The organism is Janthinobacterium sp. J1-1, assembly GCF_030944405.1.
In the GTDB taxonomy this organism is placed as follows: Bacteria; Pseudomonadota; Gammaproteobacteria; order Burkholderiales; family Burkholderiaceae_D; genus Janthinobacterium.
The window spans coordinates 1,892,763-1,909,105 of the sequence record NZ_CP132339.1; the positions used below are offsets into that span (position 1 = coordinate 1,892,763).

5 protein-coding genes are annotated in these 16,343 nt (G+C 62.2%); all 5 read left to right on the forward strand.

Annotation, left to right across the window (positions count from 1 at the left end):
* Positions 1 to 2 precede the first annotated feature (2 nt).
* The 5 genes from Q8L25_RS08575 (at position 3) to Q8L25_RS08595 (ending at position 16,340) form a co-directional block, all read left to right on the forward strand.
* Entirely contained in the window at positions 3 to 2,057 is a 2,055-nt protein-coding gene (locus Q8L25_RS08575) for an RNB domain-containing ribonuclease (RefSeq protein WP_308924457.1), read from the forward strand.
* Between the two features lie 387 nt (positions 2,058 to 2,444).
* On the forward strand, positions 2,445 to 3,875 hold the full coding sequence (locus Q8L25_RS08580) for a TolC family protein (RefSeq protein WP_308924458.1): 1,431 nt from the start codon (positions 2,445 to 2,447) through the stop codon (positions 3,873 to 3,875).
* Complete coding sequence (locus Q8L25_RS08585) at positions 3,875 to 4,660, forward strand: efflux RND transporter periplasmic adaptor subunit (protein ID WP_308924459.1); 786 nt, start codon at positions 3,875 to 3,877, stop codon at positions 4,658 to 4,660. Before Q8L25_RS08580 ends, Q8L25_RS08585 begins: the two co-directional genes overlap by 1 nt.
* A gap of 34 nt (positions 4,661 to 4,694) precedes the next feature.
* Positions 4,695 to 14,936: a tandem-95 repeat protein gene (locus tag Q8L25_RS08590; protein WP_308924460.1), complete on the forward strand. Its 10,242-nt coding sequence runs from the start codon at positions 4,695 to 4,697 to the stop codon at positions 14,934 to 14,936.
* A gap of 21 nt (positions 14,937 to 14,957) precedes the next feature.
* Complete coding sequence (locus Q8L25_RS08595) at positions 14,958 to 16,340, forward strand: HlyD family efflux transporter periplasmic adaptor subunit (RefSeq protein ID WP_308924461.1); 1,383 nt, start codon at positions 14,958 to 14,960, stop codon at positions 16,338 to 16,340.
* Positions 16,341 to 16,343 lie beyond the last annotated feature (3 nt).

The following is a 16,343-nucleotide window of genomic DNA, read 5'->3' on the forward strand; positions in this document are numbered from 1 at the left end:
CAATGAATCTATTTTTTGAAGAATCCGGCGATTTCAAGGTCGGCACGGTCCTGTCGCAGGCAGGCGAGGCATACCAGGTCGAAATGGCCAGCGGCAAGCGCACCAAGGTCAAAGTCAAGGATGTGCTGCTGCAATATGAAAAGCCGGCCCCGGGCGAACTGCTGGAGCAGGCGAAAACTGTTGCCGCCGAGATCGACCTCGACTTCCTGTGGGAAGTGGCGGGCGAAGAGGAATTCGGCTTTGCCGAGCTGGGCGCCGAATATTTCGGCCATGCGCCGCTGCCCTTCGAAGCGGCCGGCCTGATCCTGTCGCTGCATTCGGCCCCCGTGTATTTCTACAAGAAGGGCCGTGGCCGCTACAAGGCCGCGCCGGAGGCGTCGCTGAAAGCGGCCCTGGCCGGTATCGAAAAGAAAAAACAGCAGGCGCTGGTACAGGCAGGTTATGTGGACGAACTCAAGCAACACCGCTTGCCGGCTTCGATGCAGCCGATGGTGTTGCAACTGCTGTTCAAACCCGACAAGAACACCATCGAATACAAGGCGCTGGAAGCTGCCTGCAATGAACTGCATACCAGCGCGCCGCGGCTGATGCTGGCCACCGGCGGCGTCGCCACGCCGAAAGACCTGCATCTGTCGAAGTTCTTGTTTGAAAACTTCCCGAAAGGCGCCGGTTTCCCCAGCGTGCCCGTGCCATCGGTGACCGCCAAGCTGCCGCTGGCCGAGGTGGCGGCGTTTTCCATCGATGACGTGACCACCACCGAGATCGACGATGCCTTCTCGGTGCAGCCCCTGCCTGATGGCAACGTCAAGGTCGGCATCCATATCGCCGCGCCGGGTCTGGGCATCCGTCCGGACGACGCGATCGACAAGATGGCGCGCCAGCGCATGTCGACGGTCTACATGCCGGGCGACAAGATCACCATGCTGCCGGACGAGATCGTCAACGCGTTTACCCTGGCCGAAGGCACGACCTGCCCGGCGCTGTCGCTGTACGCCACCTTGGACCCGAAAGCCGACTGGGCCGTGGTCAGCACGAAAACGCGCGCCGAGCTGGTGCCGATCGCCAGCAATTTGCGCCATAACCAGCTGGACGACCTGGTCAACGAAGAAACCCTGGCCAGCGGCGAAGGCGAATACCCGCACAAGGCCGACTTTGCCGTGCTGTGGCAGTGGGCCCAGCAGCTGGAACAGGGCCGCATGAAAAAGCGCGAAGGGTTTGGCCTGAAGCCGGAACAGAACAACCGCATCGATTTCAATTTCTATGTGGAAAACGATATCGTCAGCGTGGTGCGCCGCAAGCGTGGCGCGCCGCTCGACAAGATCGTCGCCGAACTGATGATCTTTGCCAACAGTACCTGGGGCAAGATGCTGCACGACCATGGCGTGCCCGGCATCTATCGCAGCCAGGGTGGCGGCACCGGCAATGGCTGGGCGGCAAAGATGCAGGTGCGCATGGTCACCCATGCGGCGCCGCACCAGGGCCTGGGCGTGGATCAATATGCGTGGAGCACTTCGCCGCTGCGCCGGTATACCGATCTGGTCAATCAGTGGCAGATCATCGCCTGCGCCGAGCATGGCGTCACCGCCCCGCTGGTGGCGCCGTTCAAGCCGCGCGACGCCAATCTGTTCGCCATCGTCTCGGCGTTTGACGCCGCGTATGCCGCCTATGGCGACTTCCAGTCGAACATGGAACGCTACTGGTGCCTGCGCTGGCTGGCGCAGGAAGAAGCGCGCCAGGTCGATGCGGTGGTCTTGAAAGACGAGATACTGCGCCTGGTCGACATTCCGCTGGTGATCAAGCTGCCGGGCATGCCATCCGTGGCGCGTGGCGCGCAAGTCACGCTGGACTTGCTGCGCTGGGACGAAGTCGATCTGTCGATCGAAGCGCGCCTGCTGGAGATTGCCGCCGCGCCCGGCGATGCCGCCGCCACCGAAGAGTACGAGGAAGAAGAGGGCGCCGACGCCCAGGCCGAAGGCGATGCCGTCGAGCCTGCCAATCCGGCGGCCGAAGTTGAAATGGCCGAGGCCTCGGCGGAAGAACCTGACGTGCCAAAATAAAAACACCGTTACTTTACAAGCAAGGAAGCCCGGGGCAGTTGACCGGGTTTTTTTTCGTCTGTCACCGGTGAAAAATGCGCTTGATACGTCAACGAGGAAAATATTTCAGTATTGATATGGAAATGTTGTTTTCTGTATTGCCAATAAAATTTTCATATGGAAAATTGCCTAACTACTATCTTTGAAGCTAGGCAGAAATGTTTCATTAAAATATAATTGGCGAGATTCAATATTGCAAAATAGTAAATTGATAGTTCCAAATAAATAATTTCCATCGACAACCTTTCTTGCCGCCTAGATCCCATGCAAAAAAAAATCATCGTCCGAGCTGTAGCAGCTTGCGTCACCGTCATGCTGACGGCGTGTGGCACCGTTCAAGTACAACCGTTGACCAGCAATGAGCTGACGGCCCAGACCGCGCTGGATCGCCAGGCGGCAATGGAAGAAGTGCCGCCGGTGGTGGGGGCGTTGACGATGGATGAGGCGATCGCGCGCGCGCTGAAATACAATCTCGAACGCCGCACGCGCCTGATGGAAGAAGCGCTGGCGATGAACCAGCTCGACAGCGCCAGCTGGGACATGCTGCCGCGTTTGATGGCCAACGCCGGCTATACCACGCGCGATGAAGAATTGATCACGCGTAGCGTTGATTCGGTGACCGGCAAGCCATCGCTGGCCAATCCCTATATTTCGTCCGAGCGCAACCATGCCGCCTATGACCTGGGCCTGACCTGGAATGCGCTGGACTTCGGCATGAGCTACATCACCGCCAAGCAGACCGCCGACCGCGTCAATATCGCCGCCGAGCGCCGCCGCAAGGCCATGCACGTGCTGATCCAGGATGTGCGCACCTCGTTCTGGCGCATGGCCAGCGCGCAAAAACTGCGTGCCGAAGTGCAGGAAACGATCAACCTGGCGGAAGACGCACTGAAAGACGCGCGCAAGGCCGAAGCCGAGCGCCTGCGCTCGCCGGTCGATGCGCTGCGCTACCAGCGCCAGTTGCTGGAAAACCTGCGCCTGCTGGAAAGTATCGAACAGGAATTGTCGTCCGGCCGGGTGGAACTGGCGCATCTGATCAACGCACCATTGAGCCAGGTGGTGGAAGTGAGCGACCCGGGTGCGCAAGTCGATGCATCCATGCTGAACATGCCCGTCGAGCGCATGGAAGAGCTGGCGGTGATGCAAAACACCGATATCCGCGAACAGTTCTATAACGCCCGTATCGCCACCGAAGAAACGCGCCGCGTCATGCTGCGCATGTTCCCGAACCTGTCGTTCAATTACGACCTGCGCTACGACAGCGACCGCTACATGATCAACAACCGCTGGAACGATGCCGGCGTGCACCTGTCGTACAACCTGTTCAATCTGTTCTCGGGCCCGGCGCAAAAACGCCTGGCCGAAGCGGGCGTGAAACTGGCGGACCAGCGCCGCATCACGGCGCAGATGACGGTGCTGACGCAGGTGCATTTGTCGCGCCTGCAATACCAGATCGCCTATAAGCAATATCTGCGCGCCGATGAAATCTGGCAGGCCGACGCCAAGATCGCCATGCATATCAAGAATCGCGGCACCGCCGAAACCCAGGGCAAGCTGGAGCAGGTTGCCAACAGCACCACCGCCATTCTGAGCTTGCTGCGCCGCTATCAGTCGCTGGCGCAACTGCAGGCGTCGGCCAGCAAGGTGCAGGCCACCCTGGGCCTGGAACCGGTACTGGGCAGCGTCAGCGACATGCCGCTGGAACAGCTGACCAAGGAGGTCGGCGCCTCGATGGCCGGCTGGAACCAGGGCGTGCAGGCGCCGGCGGTGGCCAAGTGATGGCTGTCGCGCAACTGCGCCTGACGATGCTGTCGCTGGCTGCGGCGCTGGCCGCGCCGGTGCTGGCGGCACCGGCTACCGCGCCGGCGCCGGCCGCGCCGCGCGCGGCGATGGAGCGCCAGGAAGTGCGCGCCCAGCTGGCGCCGCGCCGCTACACCACCATCGCAGCCGAAGTCGGCGCCAAGATCAGCCGCATCGCGGTCACCGAAGGCGGCAGTTTCCGCGCCGGCCAGACCCTGATCGCGCTCGACTGCTCGCTGCAGCAGGCGCAGCGCGAAAAAGCCAAGGCCATGCTGTCGGCGGCCGAGCACACCTATAACGCCAACCGCCGCCTGGAAGAATTGCGCTCGATCGGCAAGGTCGAGCTGGAAGTGTCGGAAGCCGAAGTGGGCAAGGCCAAGGCCGAGCTGGCCTATGGCGCGGCGGTGATCGGCAAATGCAGCGTGCAAGCGCCATTTTCCGGCCGCGTGACCGAGCAGAAGGTGCGCGAGCAGCAATACGTGCAGCCTGGCCAGGCCCTGCTTGAAATCATCGATGATTCCGCGCTGGAACTGGAATTCATCGTGCCGTCGCGCTGGCTGGCCTGGCTCAAGCCCGGCTACGCTTTCCAGGTCGCCATCGATGAAACCGGCAAGACCTATCCGGCCAAGGTGCAGCGCATCGGCGCGCGCGTCGATCCGGTCAGCCAGTCGGTCAAGCTGTCGGCCGCCATCGATGGACGCTTCCCCGAGTTGATCGCAGGCATGAGTGGCCGGGTGGCATTGAACCCGCCCGCAGGCAAATAATCCATTGCAAAAAACCTACTGATAAAAATACGCCATGAAAAATCCAGACCGCATCGTCATTGAAGCTTCCACCACACCAGCCGCGCCGGCCCGCCGTGCGCTCAAGCGCCGCGCTCCGGCGCCGCTGGTGCTAGAACAGCGCATCATGTTTGACGGTGCGGCGGTCGATACCGCCGCCGGCGCCCGGGCTGCCGCCGCCGAGCACGCCGCCGCTGACGGTGCGGCGGCCGAGCGCGCCGCGGCCGAAAAAGCCGCTGCCGAGGTCAAGGTACCGGCGGCGGTACCGCCAGCGGCGGGCGAACAGCCGCGTCATGAGATCGTTTTTATCGAAGATAATGTTGCCAATCTGCAGCAACTGGTGGCCGGCGTGCGCGACGGCGTCGAAGTGGTGGTGCTGGACCATACCCGCGACGGCCTGCAGCAAATGCTGGACGCCTTGAAAGGCCATGCGCCGGTCGATGCGATCCACCTGGTTACGCACGGCTCCGCCGGCCAGATAGAACTGGGCTCGACCATTTCGGGCGCGAACATCGAGTGGTACCGCGACCAGTTCGTGCAGCTGGGCCAGTCGCTGACGGCCAATGGTGATTTGCTGATCTACGGCTGCGACGTGGCCGACGGCGCGGCCGGCCTGGCTTTTGTCGACCGCCTGGCCGAACTGACCCAGGCCGACGTGGCCGCCTCGGTCGATGTCACCGGCTCCGCCGCCTTCCACGGCAACTGGACCCTGGAAGCGCAGCGCGGCGCCATCGAAACGGCCGCCATGGCGCTGGACCGCGCTGGCTGGCAGGGCGAGCTGGCAGTCGATACCGTGTATGACGCCAAGTGGCAGCCATTGAACTTCAATGGAACGATCGGCACTGGCCTGACCAGCATCAGCGGTAGTGGCACAGGCAAGTCGGACGGTGATGTCATGCGCTTCAACAGTGTTATTACCATCGACGGCCAGGCCGTCGATGCGGTGGTGACCACTAAGCTGGATCGCGCCACTATCAGCGCTTACGATTCGATCGACAATCCATCAACCACAGGTGCTGCCTATTTCCAGCCCAATCTGAACGTCACAGCCGGCGGTGGCGGCGCCACGTTTACCATCGATTTCTATAAGGCCGGCACCTATACCGGCGCCGGTACCGGCACTGCCGTCACGTTGCAGAACGTGGCCGTCAACTCCTATGACATCGACGGCGTCAGCTCCAGCAATACCGACCGCCAGTACCAGCAGTTCAAGGGTTTTTCGCGCTATGAACTATCTGTCAATTCACAGCTCGTACCCACCACCCAAACCGACGGTTCGGTCACGTTCCAATATGTAGCAGCAAGCGGTTTTAATAATCCTTCTAGCACGATTACAGGTGATGCCTATCGCGTCAAGGTTTATTATGATTCGATGAGTTCGTTCCAGATTAAATCTGGCAGCAATGCGGTAGGGACGGGAACCCTTGATGGCAGAGCATATTTTGCACTTGACTTCAGTGTAGGTCCTGACTGGAAGGGTGACACCAACAAAGTTGAGACCCCTGCGGCCAATATCAAATACAGCACCACCAACTTCACCGAAGCGGCCGCCAATGACGGTTCGTTTACGATGACGTCGACCATCACCCTGGCCAACGGCAGCTTCAGCGGCAGTGATGGCGCGGCGCTGTCCGGCGTGACGTTTTCCAATACCCCGGCCGGCCTGACGGCGGAAATCACGCGTACCAGCGCCACCACCGCCACCTTGAAATTCACCGGCAACGCCAGCGCGCACTCCAATGCGAATGACATCAGCAACTTCGGCGTCGGCTTCGGCAATGGCGCCTTCAGCGGCGTGGCGGCCAGCGCGGTCACCGGCGCCGCGCGCGCCGATATCGTGGTCGACTTTGCCGACCCCGCCGCCAATAATGCGCCGACGGCATCGGGCACCGCCATCACGACGGCGGAAGATACCGGCAAGTCCGGCTCGCTGCCGGCCGCGACCGACCTCGATGGCGATACCGTCACCTACGGCAAGGGCAGCGACCCGGCGCATGGCACGGTGGTGGTCAACGCCAACGGTACCTACACCTATACGCCGGCCGCCAACTACAACGGCGCCGACAGCTTTACTTACACCGTCAGCGACGGCAAGGGCGGCAGCAACACCTACACTGTGGCGATCACCGTCAGCCCGGTCAACGATGCGCCGACCGCTTCGGGTACTGCCATTACCACCGCCGAAGACACGGCCAAGTCGGGCAGCCTGCCGGCCGCCACCGATGTCGATGGCGATACCGTCACCTACAGCAAGGGCAGCAATCCTGCCCACGGCACTGTGGTAGTCAACAGCAACGGCACCTACACCTATACGCCGGTGGCCAACTACAACGGCGCCGACAGCTTTACCTATACCGTCAGCGATGGCAATGGCGGCAGCAATACCTACACGGTGGCGATTACCGTCAGCCCGGTCAACGATGCACCGACCGCCTCCGGCACCGCGATTTCCACCGCCGAAGACACGGCCAAATCGGGCAGCCTGCCAGCGGCTACCGACGTCGATGGCGATACCGTCACCTATAGCAAGGGCAGCAATCCTGCCCACGGCACTGTGGTAGTCAACAGCAACGGCACCTACACCTATACGCCGGTGGCCAACTACAACGGCGCCGACAGCTTTACCTATACCGTCAGCGATGGCAATGGCGGCAGCAATACCTACACGGTGGCGATTACCGTCAGCCCGGTCAACGATGCACCGACCGCCTCCGGCACCGCGATTACCACCGCCGAAGACACGGCCAAATCGGGCAGCCTGCCGGCCGCCACCGATGTCGATGGCGACACCGTCACCTATGGCAAAGGCAGCGACCCGGCCCATGGCACAGTGGTGGTGAATGCCAACGGCACCTACACCTATACGCCGGTGGCCAACTACAACGGCGCCGACAGCTTTACCTACACGGTGAGCGACGGCAATGGCGGCAGCAATACCTACACGGTGGCGATTATCGTCAGCCCGGTCAACGATGCGCCAACCGCTTCCGGCACAGCGATTACGACGGCAGAAGATGCCGTCAAGACCGGTAGCCTGCCAGCTGCCACGGATATCGATGGCGATACCGTCACCTACGGCAAAGGCAGCGACCCGGCGCACGGCACGGTGGTGGTGAATGCCAACGGCACCTACACCTATACGCCGGTGGCCAACTATAACGGCGCCGACAGCTTTACCTATACCGTCAGCGATGGCAATGGCGGCAGCAATACCTACACGGTGGCGATTACCGTCAGCCCGGTCAACGATGCGCCGACCGCCTCCGGCACCGCCATCACCACGGCCGAAGACACGGTCAAGTCGGGCAGCCTGCCAGCGGCCACGGATATCGATGGCGATACCATCACCTACGGCAAAGGCAGCGACCCGGCGCACGGCACGGTGGTGGTGAATGCCAACGGCACCTACACCTATACGCCGGTGGCCAACTATAACGGCGCCGACAGCTTTACCTACACGGTGAGCGACGGCAATGGCGGCAGCAATACGTACACGGTGGCGATTACCGTCAGCCCGGTCAACGATGCGCCGACCGCCTCCGGCACCGCCATCACCACGGCCGAAGACACGGTCAAGTCGGGCAGCCTGCCAGCGGCCACGGATATCGATGGCGATACCATCACCTACGGCAAAGGCAGCGACCCGGCCCACGGCACGGTGGTGGTGAATTCCAACGGTACCTACACCTATACGCCGGTCGCCAACTACAACGGCGCTGACAGCTTTACCTATACGGTGAGCGACGTTCATGGCGGCAGCAACACCTATACGATCGCCATCACGATCAGCCCGGTCAACGATGCGCCAACGGCCGGCAATGATTCCATCACCACGCCCGAAGACACCATCAAGTCCGGCACTCTGCCGGCGGCCACGGACCTGGAAGGTGACACGTTCATCTACAGCACGGGAAGTGCTCCCGCGCATGGCCGGGTGGTTGTCAACGACGACGGCAGCTATCTGTATATTCCGGCGGCGAACTACAATGGCAGCGACAGCTTCACCTACAACGTAACGGACAGTCACGGCGCTTCGAACACCTATACGGTTACGATCGACGTCACGCCCGTCAACGACAAGCCGGTTGCCTCCGGCACGGCGATCATCACGGCGGAAGATACCGCCAAGACCGGTAGCCTGCCAGCGGCCACCGACGTCGATGGCGACACCGTCACCTACGACAAAGGCAGCGACCCGGCGCATGGCACGGTGGTGGTCAACGCCAACGGCACCTACACCTATACGCCGGTGGCCAACTACAACGGCAGCGACAGCTTTACCTACACCGTCAGCGATGGCAATGGCGGCAGCAATACGTACACGGTGGCGATCACGGTCAGCCCGGTCAACGATGCACCGACCGCCTCCGGTACCGTGATCACCACCGCTGAAGACACGGTCAAGACAGGTACTTTGCCAGCCGCTACCGATATCGATGGCGATACTGTCACTTACGGCAAGGCCAGCGACCCTGCGCACGGCACGGTGGTGGTCAACGCCAACGGTACTTATACCTATACTCCCGTGGCCAATTACAACGGCGCCGACAGCTTTACCTATACCGTCAGCGATGGCAATGGCGGCTCGAATACCTACACGGTGGCGATCACCATCAACCCGACGATCATCGCCAGCGAAGACACGATCAAGACAGGTACCTTGCCTGTGGCGACAGATCTCAACAGCAATGTCCTTACCTACGCCAAGGCAACCGATCCTGCACATGGCACAGTGACAATCAAGGCTGATGGTACGTACACCTACAACCCGTCGACCGACTATAACGGCGCCGACAGCTTCACTTACACCGTCAGCGATGACAAAGGTGGTTCGAACACCTACACGGCCGTGATCAAGGTCAGTCCGGTCAACGATGCACCAACGGCATCGGCCACGGCGATTACCACGGCTGAAGACACCGTCAAGACCGGCATGCTGCCAGTGGCAACGGACGTCGATGGCGATACCATTACCTATGGCAAAGGCAGTGACCCTGCGCACGGCACGGTAGTGGTCAACGCCAACGGCACCTATACCTATACACCGGTGGCCAACTACAACGGCACCGACAGCTTTACCTACAGTGTGAGCGACGGCAATGGCGGCAGCAATACCTACACCGTGGCGATTACCGTCAACCCGGTCAACGATGCGCCAACGGCATCGGCCACGGCGATCACGACGGCTGAAGACATGGTCAAGTCGGGCAGCCTGCCGGCTGCCACCGATGTCGATGGCGATACCGTCTCCTACACCAAGGCGACCGATCCCGCGCACGGAGCTGTGGTGGTCAATGCCAACGGCACCTATACCTACACGCCGGTGGCCAACTACAGCGGCACGGATAGTTTTACCTACACGGTCAGCGATGGCAATGGCGGCTCGAATACCTACACGGTGGCGATCACCATCAACCCGACGATCATCGCCAGCGAAGACACGATCAAGACAGGTACCTTGCCTGTGGCGACAGACCTCAACAGCAATGTCCTTACCTACGCCAAGGCAACCGATCCTGCACATGGCACAGTGACAATCAAGGCTGATGGTACGTACACCTACAACCCGTCGACCGACTATAACGGCGCCGACAGCTTCACTTACACCGTCAGCGATGACAAAGGTGGTTCGAACACCTACACGGCCGTGATCAAGGTCAGTCCGGTCAACGATGCACCAACGGCATCGGCCACGGCGATTACCACGGCTGAAGACACCGTCAAGACCGGCACGCTGCCAGTGGCAACGGACGTCGATGGCGATACCGTTACATATGGCAAAGGCAGTGACCCTGCGCACGGCACGGTGGTAGTCAACGCCAACGGCACCTACACCTATACGCCGGTGGCCAACTACAACGGCACCGACAGCTTTACCTACACCGTCAGTGATGGCAATGGCGGCAGCAATACCTACACCGTGGCGATCACGGTCAGCCCGGTCAACGATGCACCGGTGGCAGGCAATGATGCCATCACCACGGCGGAAGATACCGTCAAGATCGGCACCCTGCCAGCCGCCACCGATATCGATGGTGACACCGTCACCTATGGCAAAGGCAGCGACCCGGCGCATGGCACGGTGGTGGTCAACGCCAACGGTACCTACACCTATACGCCGGTGGCCGACTACAACGGCGCGGACAGCTTTACCTATACCGTCAGCGACGGCAATGGCGGCAGCAATACGTACACGGTAGCGGTCACCGTCAGTCCCGTCAACGATGCGCCGGTGGCAGGCAATGATGCCATAACCACAGTGGAAGACACCGTCAAGACAGGCACTTTGCCAGCCGCCACCGATATCGATGGCGATGCCTTTACCTACGACAAGGCGACCGATCCTGCTCATGGCGCAGTGGTAGTCAACGCTGATGGTAGCTACACGTACACGCCAGCGGCCAACTACAACGGCGCCGACAGCTTCACCTATACCGTCAATGATGGCAAAGGTGGCAGCAATACCTACACGGTAGCGATCACGGTCACGCCGGTCAATGATGCACCGGTGGGCAGCGGCACAAGCATTATCACCAGCGAAGACACGGTCAAGACCGGCACCCTCCCGGTGGCCACCGACGTCGATGGCGATACGCTGACCTACGGCAAGGGCAGCGACCCTGCGCATGGCACGGTCACCGTCAACCCGGACGGCAGCTATATCTACACACCGGCCGCCAACTATAACGGCGCCGACAGCTTCACCTACACCGTCAATGACGGCAAGGGCGGCAGCAATACCTACACCGTGGCGATCACCATCAGCCCGGTCAACGATGCACCGGTAGGCAGCGGCACGACGATCACCACGGCTGAAGACACGGTCAAGTCCGGCACCCTGCCAGTGGCCACCGATGTCGATGGCGATACGCTCACCTATGGCAAGGGCAGCGACCCTGCGCATGGCACGGTGGTCGTTAATCCTGACGGCACATACAGCTACACGCCGGCAGCCAACTACAACGGCGCCGACAGCTTTACCTATACCGTCAACGACGGCCAGGGCGGCAGCAATACCTATACGGTCAATATCGTGATTACCCCGGTCAATGATGCACCGGTAGGCAGCGGCACGACGATCACCACGGCTGAAGACACGGTCAAGTCCGGCACCCTGCCGGTGGCCACCGATGTCGATGGCGATACACTCACCTATGGCAAGGGCAGCGACCCTGCGCACGGCGTGGTAGTTGTCAATGCCGATGGCACGTACACGTACACGCCGGCAGCCAACTACAACGGCACCGACAGCTTTACCTATAACGTCAACGACGGCCAGGGCGGCAGCAATACCTATACGGTCAATATCGTGATTACCCCGGTCAACGATGCACCGGTGGGCAGCGGCACAAGCATTACCACCAGCGAAGATACCGTCAAGTCCGGCACCCTGCCAGTGGCCACCGATGTCGATGGCGATACGCTCACCTATGGCAAGGGCAGCGACCCTGCGCACGGCGTGGTAGTTGTCAATGCCGATGGCACGTACACGTACACGCCGGCAGCCAACTACAACGGCACCGACAGCTTTACCTATAACGTCAACGACGGCCAGGGCGGCAGCAATACCTATACGGTCAATATCGTGATTACCCCGGTCAACGATGCACCGGTGGGCAGCGGCACAAGCATTACCACCAGCGAAGACACCCTCAAGACCGGCATCCTGCCGGTGGCCACCGACGTCGATGGCGATACACTTACCTACGGCAAGGGCAGCGACCCTGCGCATGGCACGGTCACCGTCAACCCGGACGGCAGCTATGTCTATACACCGGCCGCCAACTACAACGGTCTTGATAGCTTTACCTACACCGTCAATGACGGCAAAGGTGGCAGCAATACCTACACCGTGGCGATCACCATCAGCCCGGTCAACGATGCACCGGTCGGCAGCGGCACGACCATCACCACGGCGGAAGACACGGTCAAGACCGGCACGCTGCCAGTGGCGCTTGATGTCGATGGCGATACGCTTACCTACGGCAAGGGCAGCGATCCTGCGCATGGCACCGTGACGGTCAACCCGGATGGGACCTATGTCTACACGCCGGCGGCCAACTACAACGGCGCGGACAGCTTTACCTACACCGTCAATGACGGCAAGGGCGGGAGCAACACCTACACCGTGGCAATCACCATCAGCCCGGTCAACGATGCACCGGTCGGCAGCGGCACGACCATCACCACGGCGGAAGACACGGTCAAGACCGGCACGCTGCCAGTGGCGCTTGATGTCGATGGCGATACGCTTACCTACGGCAAGGGCAGCGATCCTGCGCATGGCACCGTGACGGTCAACCCGGATGGGACCTATGTCTACACGCCGGCGGCCAACTACAACGGCGCGGACAGCTTTACCTACACCGTCAATGACGGCAAGGGCGGCTCGAACACCTACACCGTGGCGATCACCATCAGCCCGGTCAATGACGCGCCGGTCGGCAGCGGCACGACGATCACGACCAACGAAGACACGGTCAAGACCGGCACCCTGCCAGTGGCGCTTGATGTCGATGGCGACACGCTGACCTACGGCAAGGGCAGCGACCCCGCGCACGGCACGGTGACCGTCAACCCGGATGGCAGCTACGTCTACACGCCGGCCGCCAACTATAACGGTGCGGACAGCTTCACCTACACCATCAATGACGGCAAGGGTGGCAGCAACACCTACACCGTGGCGATCACCATCAGCCCGGTCAATGACGCGCCGGTCGGCAGCGGCACGACGATCACGACCAACGAAGACACGGTCAAGACCGGCACCCTGCCAGTGGCGCTTGATGTCGATGGCGACACGCTTACCTACGGCAAGGGCAGCGATCCTGCACATGGCACGGTGGTCGTCAACCCGGATGGCACATACGTCTACACGCCGGCCGCCAACTACAACGGTCTTGATAGCTTTACCTATACCGTCAGCGACGGCAAGGGTGGCTCGAATACCTATACGGTGAATATCGCGATTACCGCCGTCAACGATGCGCCGACCGCGTCCAACGCCACGGTGGCGGTGGATGAGGATGGGGTGCTGTCGGGCTCGCTGCCGGCGGTGGTCGATGTCGATGGCGACAGCGCGACGTATGCCAAGGCGGGCGACCCGGCCCATGGCACGGTCACCGTCAATGCCGACGGCAGCTATGTCTACACGCCGGCTGCCAATTACAACGGCGCCGACAGCTTCAGCTATACCGTCAGCGATGGCAAGGGCGGCAGCACCACCTATACCGTCAATATCACGGTCAACCCGGTCAACGATGCGCCGGTGGCGCCGGGCAATGTGCCAACGCCCGACACGCTGTCGGCCGGCGTGGCCATGCCGGCGCTGACGGTGCCGGCGTTTACCGACATCGACAGCGCCTCGCTCAATTACACGGCGACGCTGGCCAACGGCGGCGCCTTGCCGGCCTGGCTGGTGTTCGATCCGGCCACGCGTACCTTCAGCGGCACGCCGGCCAGCGATGCCGCCGGCACATACACGGTGCTGGTGCGCGCAAGCGATGGCACGGCGTCGAGCAGCGTCGCCATCAACTTCACCGTGCTGCCGCTGCCGCAGCCACCGGTGATCGCACCGGAACCGGTCACCGTGCCGACACCGGTGGTGGTGGAAGCGCCACCGGCACCGGCGCCATTGCCGGTGGCGACCTTGCCGCCGCTGCCGGTCTTCGTGCCGACGCCGGATATCGTCGACACGCGCATCAACGCCGCCGCGCCACTGAACATGGCCGGCAGCGATGCGACGATACAGCTCGATGGCCGCGGCATCCGTGCCGCCGACCTGTCGAACGGAGAATATCGCCGCGCCGCCGAAATGAGCGACCTGTACACCGACAACAACGGCTTCCGCACGGTGGTGGCGAAGGCGGAAAATCCGGCGCTGATGCTGTTCCAGGGCGTGCCCGACCAGTACGCCGAGAGTGGCCGTGCGCTGGTGATGACGATCCCGAGCGACGCCTTCGTGCACACCCAGGCCGACGCCGTGGTGCGCCTGGCCGCCACCCAGCAGGATGGCCGTCCATTGCCATCGTGGGTGCAGTTCGATGCGCAGACCGGCAAGTTTACCGGCGAGGTGCCGAAAGGCCTGGTGGGCGAACTGCGCATCAAGCTGACGGCGCGCGACATCAACGGCCATGAAGCGACGGCGCTGTTCCGCATCAACGTGGGCCAGGCGAAAAACGCCATGGGCAAGAGCGGCTTGAGCGAGCAGCTGCGCCAGGCAAGTGCGGTGAATGCGGCGTATCGCGCCAGGGCATAAGTGATGGCATTACAAGGTTAGATGATGGAAAACACGCAACAAGCCGCAGCCAGTACCGGAAACGGCCCGCTGGCAACGCTGCTCGACATGGCGCACCGTGTGCGCCATGTCGGCGAGCGGGTCGAACTGGATTTCCTGGCCGTCAACGGCAGCCATGCGCTGGCGCCCTATCGGCAGGCGGCGCTGTGGTTCGAAGACCGCAAGGCGTGCGCGCTGTCGGGCGTGGTGCAGATCGAAGCCAATGCGCCGTATGTGCAATGGCTGGAGCGGCTGTGCGCGCAAGCGCCGGCCGGTGCGCTGACGGCCGTCGATTTCGACGGCGAGATCGCGGCAGAATGGGCCGAGTGGCTGCCGGCGTATGCCTTGTGGCTGCCGCTGCCGGCTACCGAAGGGTTGTTGCAGTCGCCACGCGGCGGCTTGCTGCTGGCGCGCGACACACCGTGGCTGGAGCATGAAGTGTCGCTGCTGACCGAATGGTGCGACGTGCTGCGCCATGCGTATGCGGCCGTCATGAAGCCGGCGCCGTGGTCGCCGTTTGCATTGAAGTCGCGCTGGAAGCATCGCATGGCGCAGGAAAAAAGCGCGGCCTTGCCCTGGTGGCGCCGGCGCAAGGTGCAGGTGGCGCTGGGCGTGGCGGTATTGCTGTGCATTCCCGTGCGGCTGACCATCCTGGCGCCCGGTGAACTGGTGCCGGCCAATCCGGCCGCCATCCGCTCGCCGCTGGAAGGCGTGATCGAACGTTTTCATGTAAAACCGAACCAGATGGTCAAGAAGGGCGATCCGCTGCTGGACTTCGACCAGGCCCAGTTGGATAGCCGCTACCAGGTGGCCAGCCAGGCGCTGGCCACGGCTGAAGCGGAATACCGCCAGTCGCTGCAGCAGGCGCTGACCGACAGCAAGTCGAAGGGCTTATTGTCTTCCTTGCAGGGCAAGATCGAAGAGCGCCGCGCCGAAAGCGAATTCCTGCATGGCCAGGCCGAGCGCGCGCGCATCGTCGCGCCGCGTGACGGCATCGCGCTGTTCGACGACCCCAGCGAATGGATAGGCCGCCCCGTGATGACGGGCGAGCGCATCATGCGCATCGCCACGCCGAAAGACGTTGAGGTCGAAGCGTGGCTGGGCGTGGGCGACGCGATTCCGCTGGCAGCGGGCGCCGAAACCAGCTTGTACCTGGGCGCCAGCCCCCTGCAGGCGGTGACGGCCAAGGTCCGCTATGTATCGTATGAAGCGCTGCCGCGGCCCGACGGCAGCTATGCCTACCGCGTGCGCGCCACGCTCGATGGTGAAACTGACCACCGCGTGGGCCTGAAGGGTACGGCCAAGCTGACGGGGCGCTGGGTGCCGGCCGCCTACTGGATCATGCGCCGGCCCATGGCGGCGATCCGCCAGATGGTGGGGTTGTAAGCT

Bases quoted from the DNA above. Each gene is read 5' to 3' on its own strand.
- Q8L25_RS08575 (WP_308924457.1), top strand. From the start codon at position 3: ATGAATCTATTTTTTGAAGAATCCGGCGATTTCAAGGTCGGCACGGTC.
- Q8L25_RS08585 (WP_308924459.1), top strand. From the start codon at position 3,875: ATGGCTGTCGCGCAACTGCGCCTGACGATGCTGTCGCTGGCTGCGGCG.
- Q8L25_RS08590 (WP_308924460.1), top strand. From the start codon at position 4,695: ATGAAAAATCCAGACCGCATCGTCATTGAAGCTTCCACCACACCAGCC.
- Q8L25_RS08595 (WP_308924461.1), top strand. From the start codon at position 14,958: ATGATGGAAAACACGCAACAAGCCGCAGCCAGTACCGGAAACGGCCCG.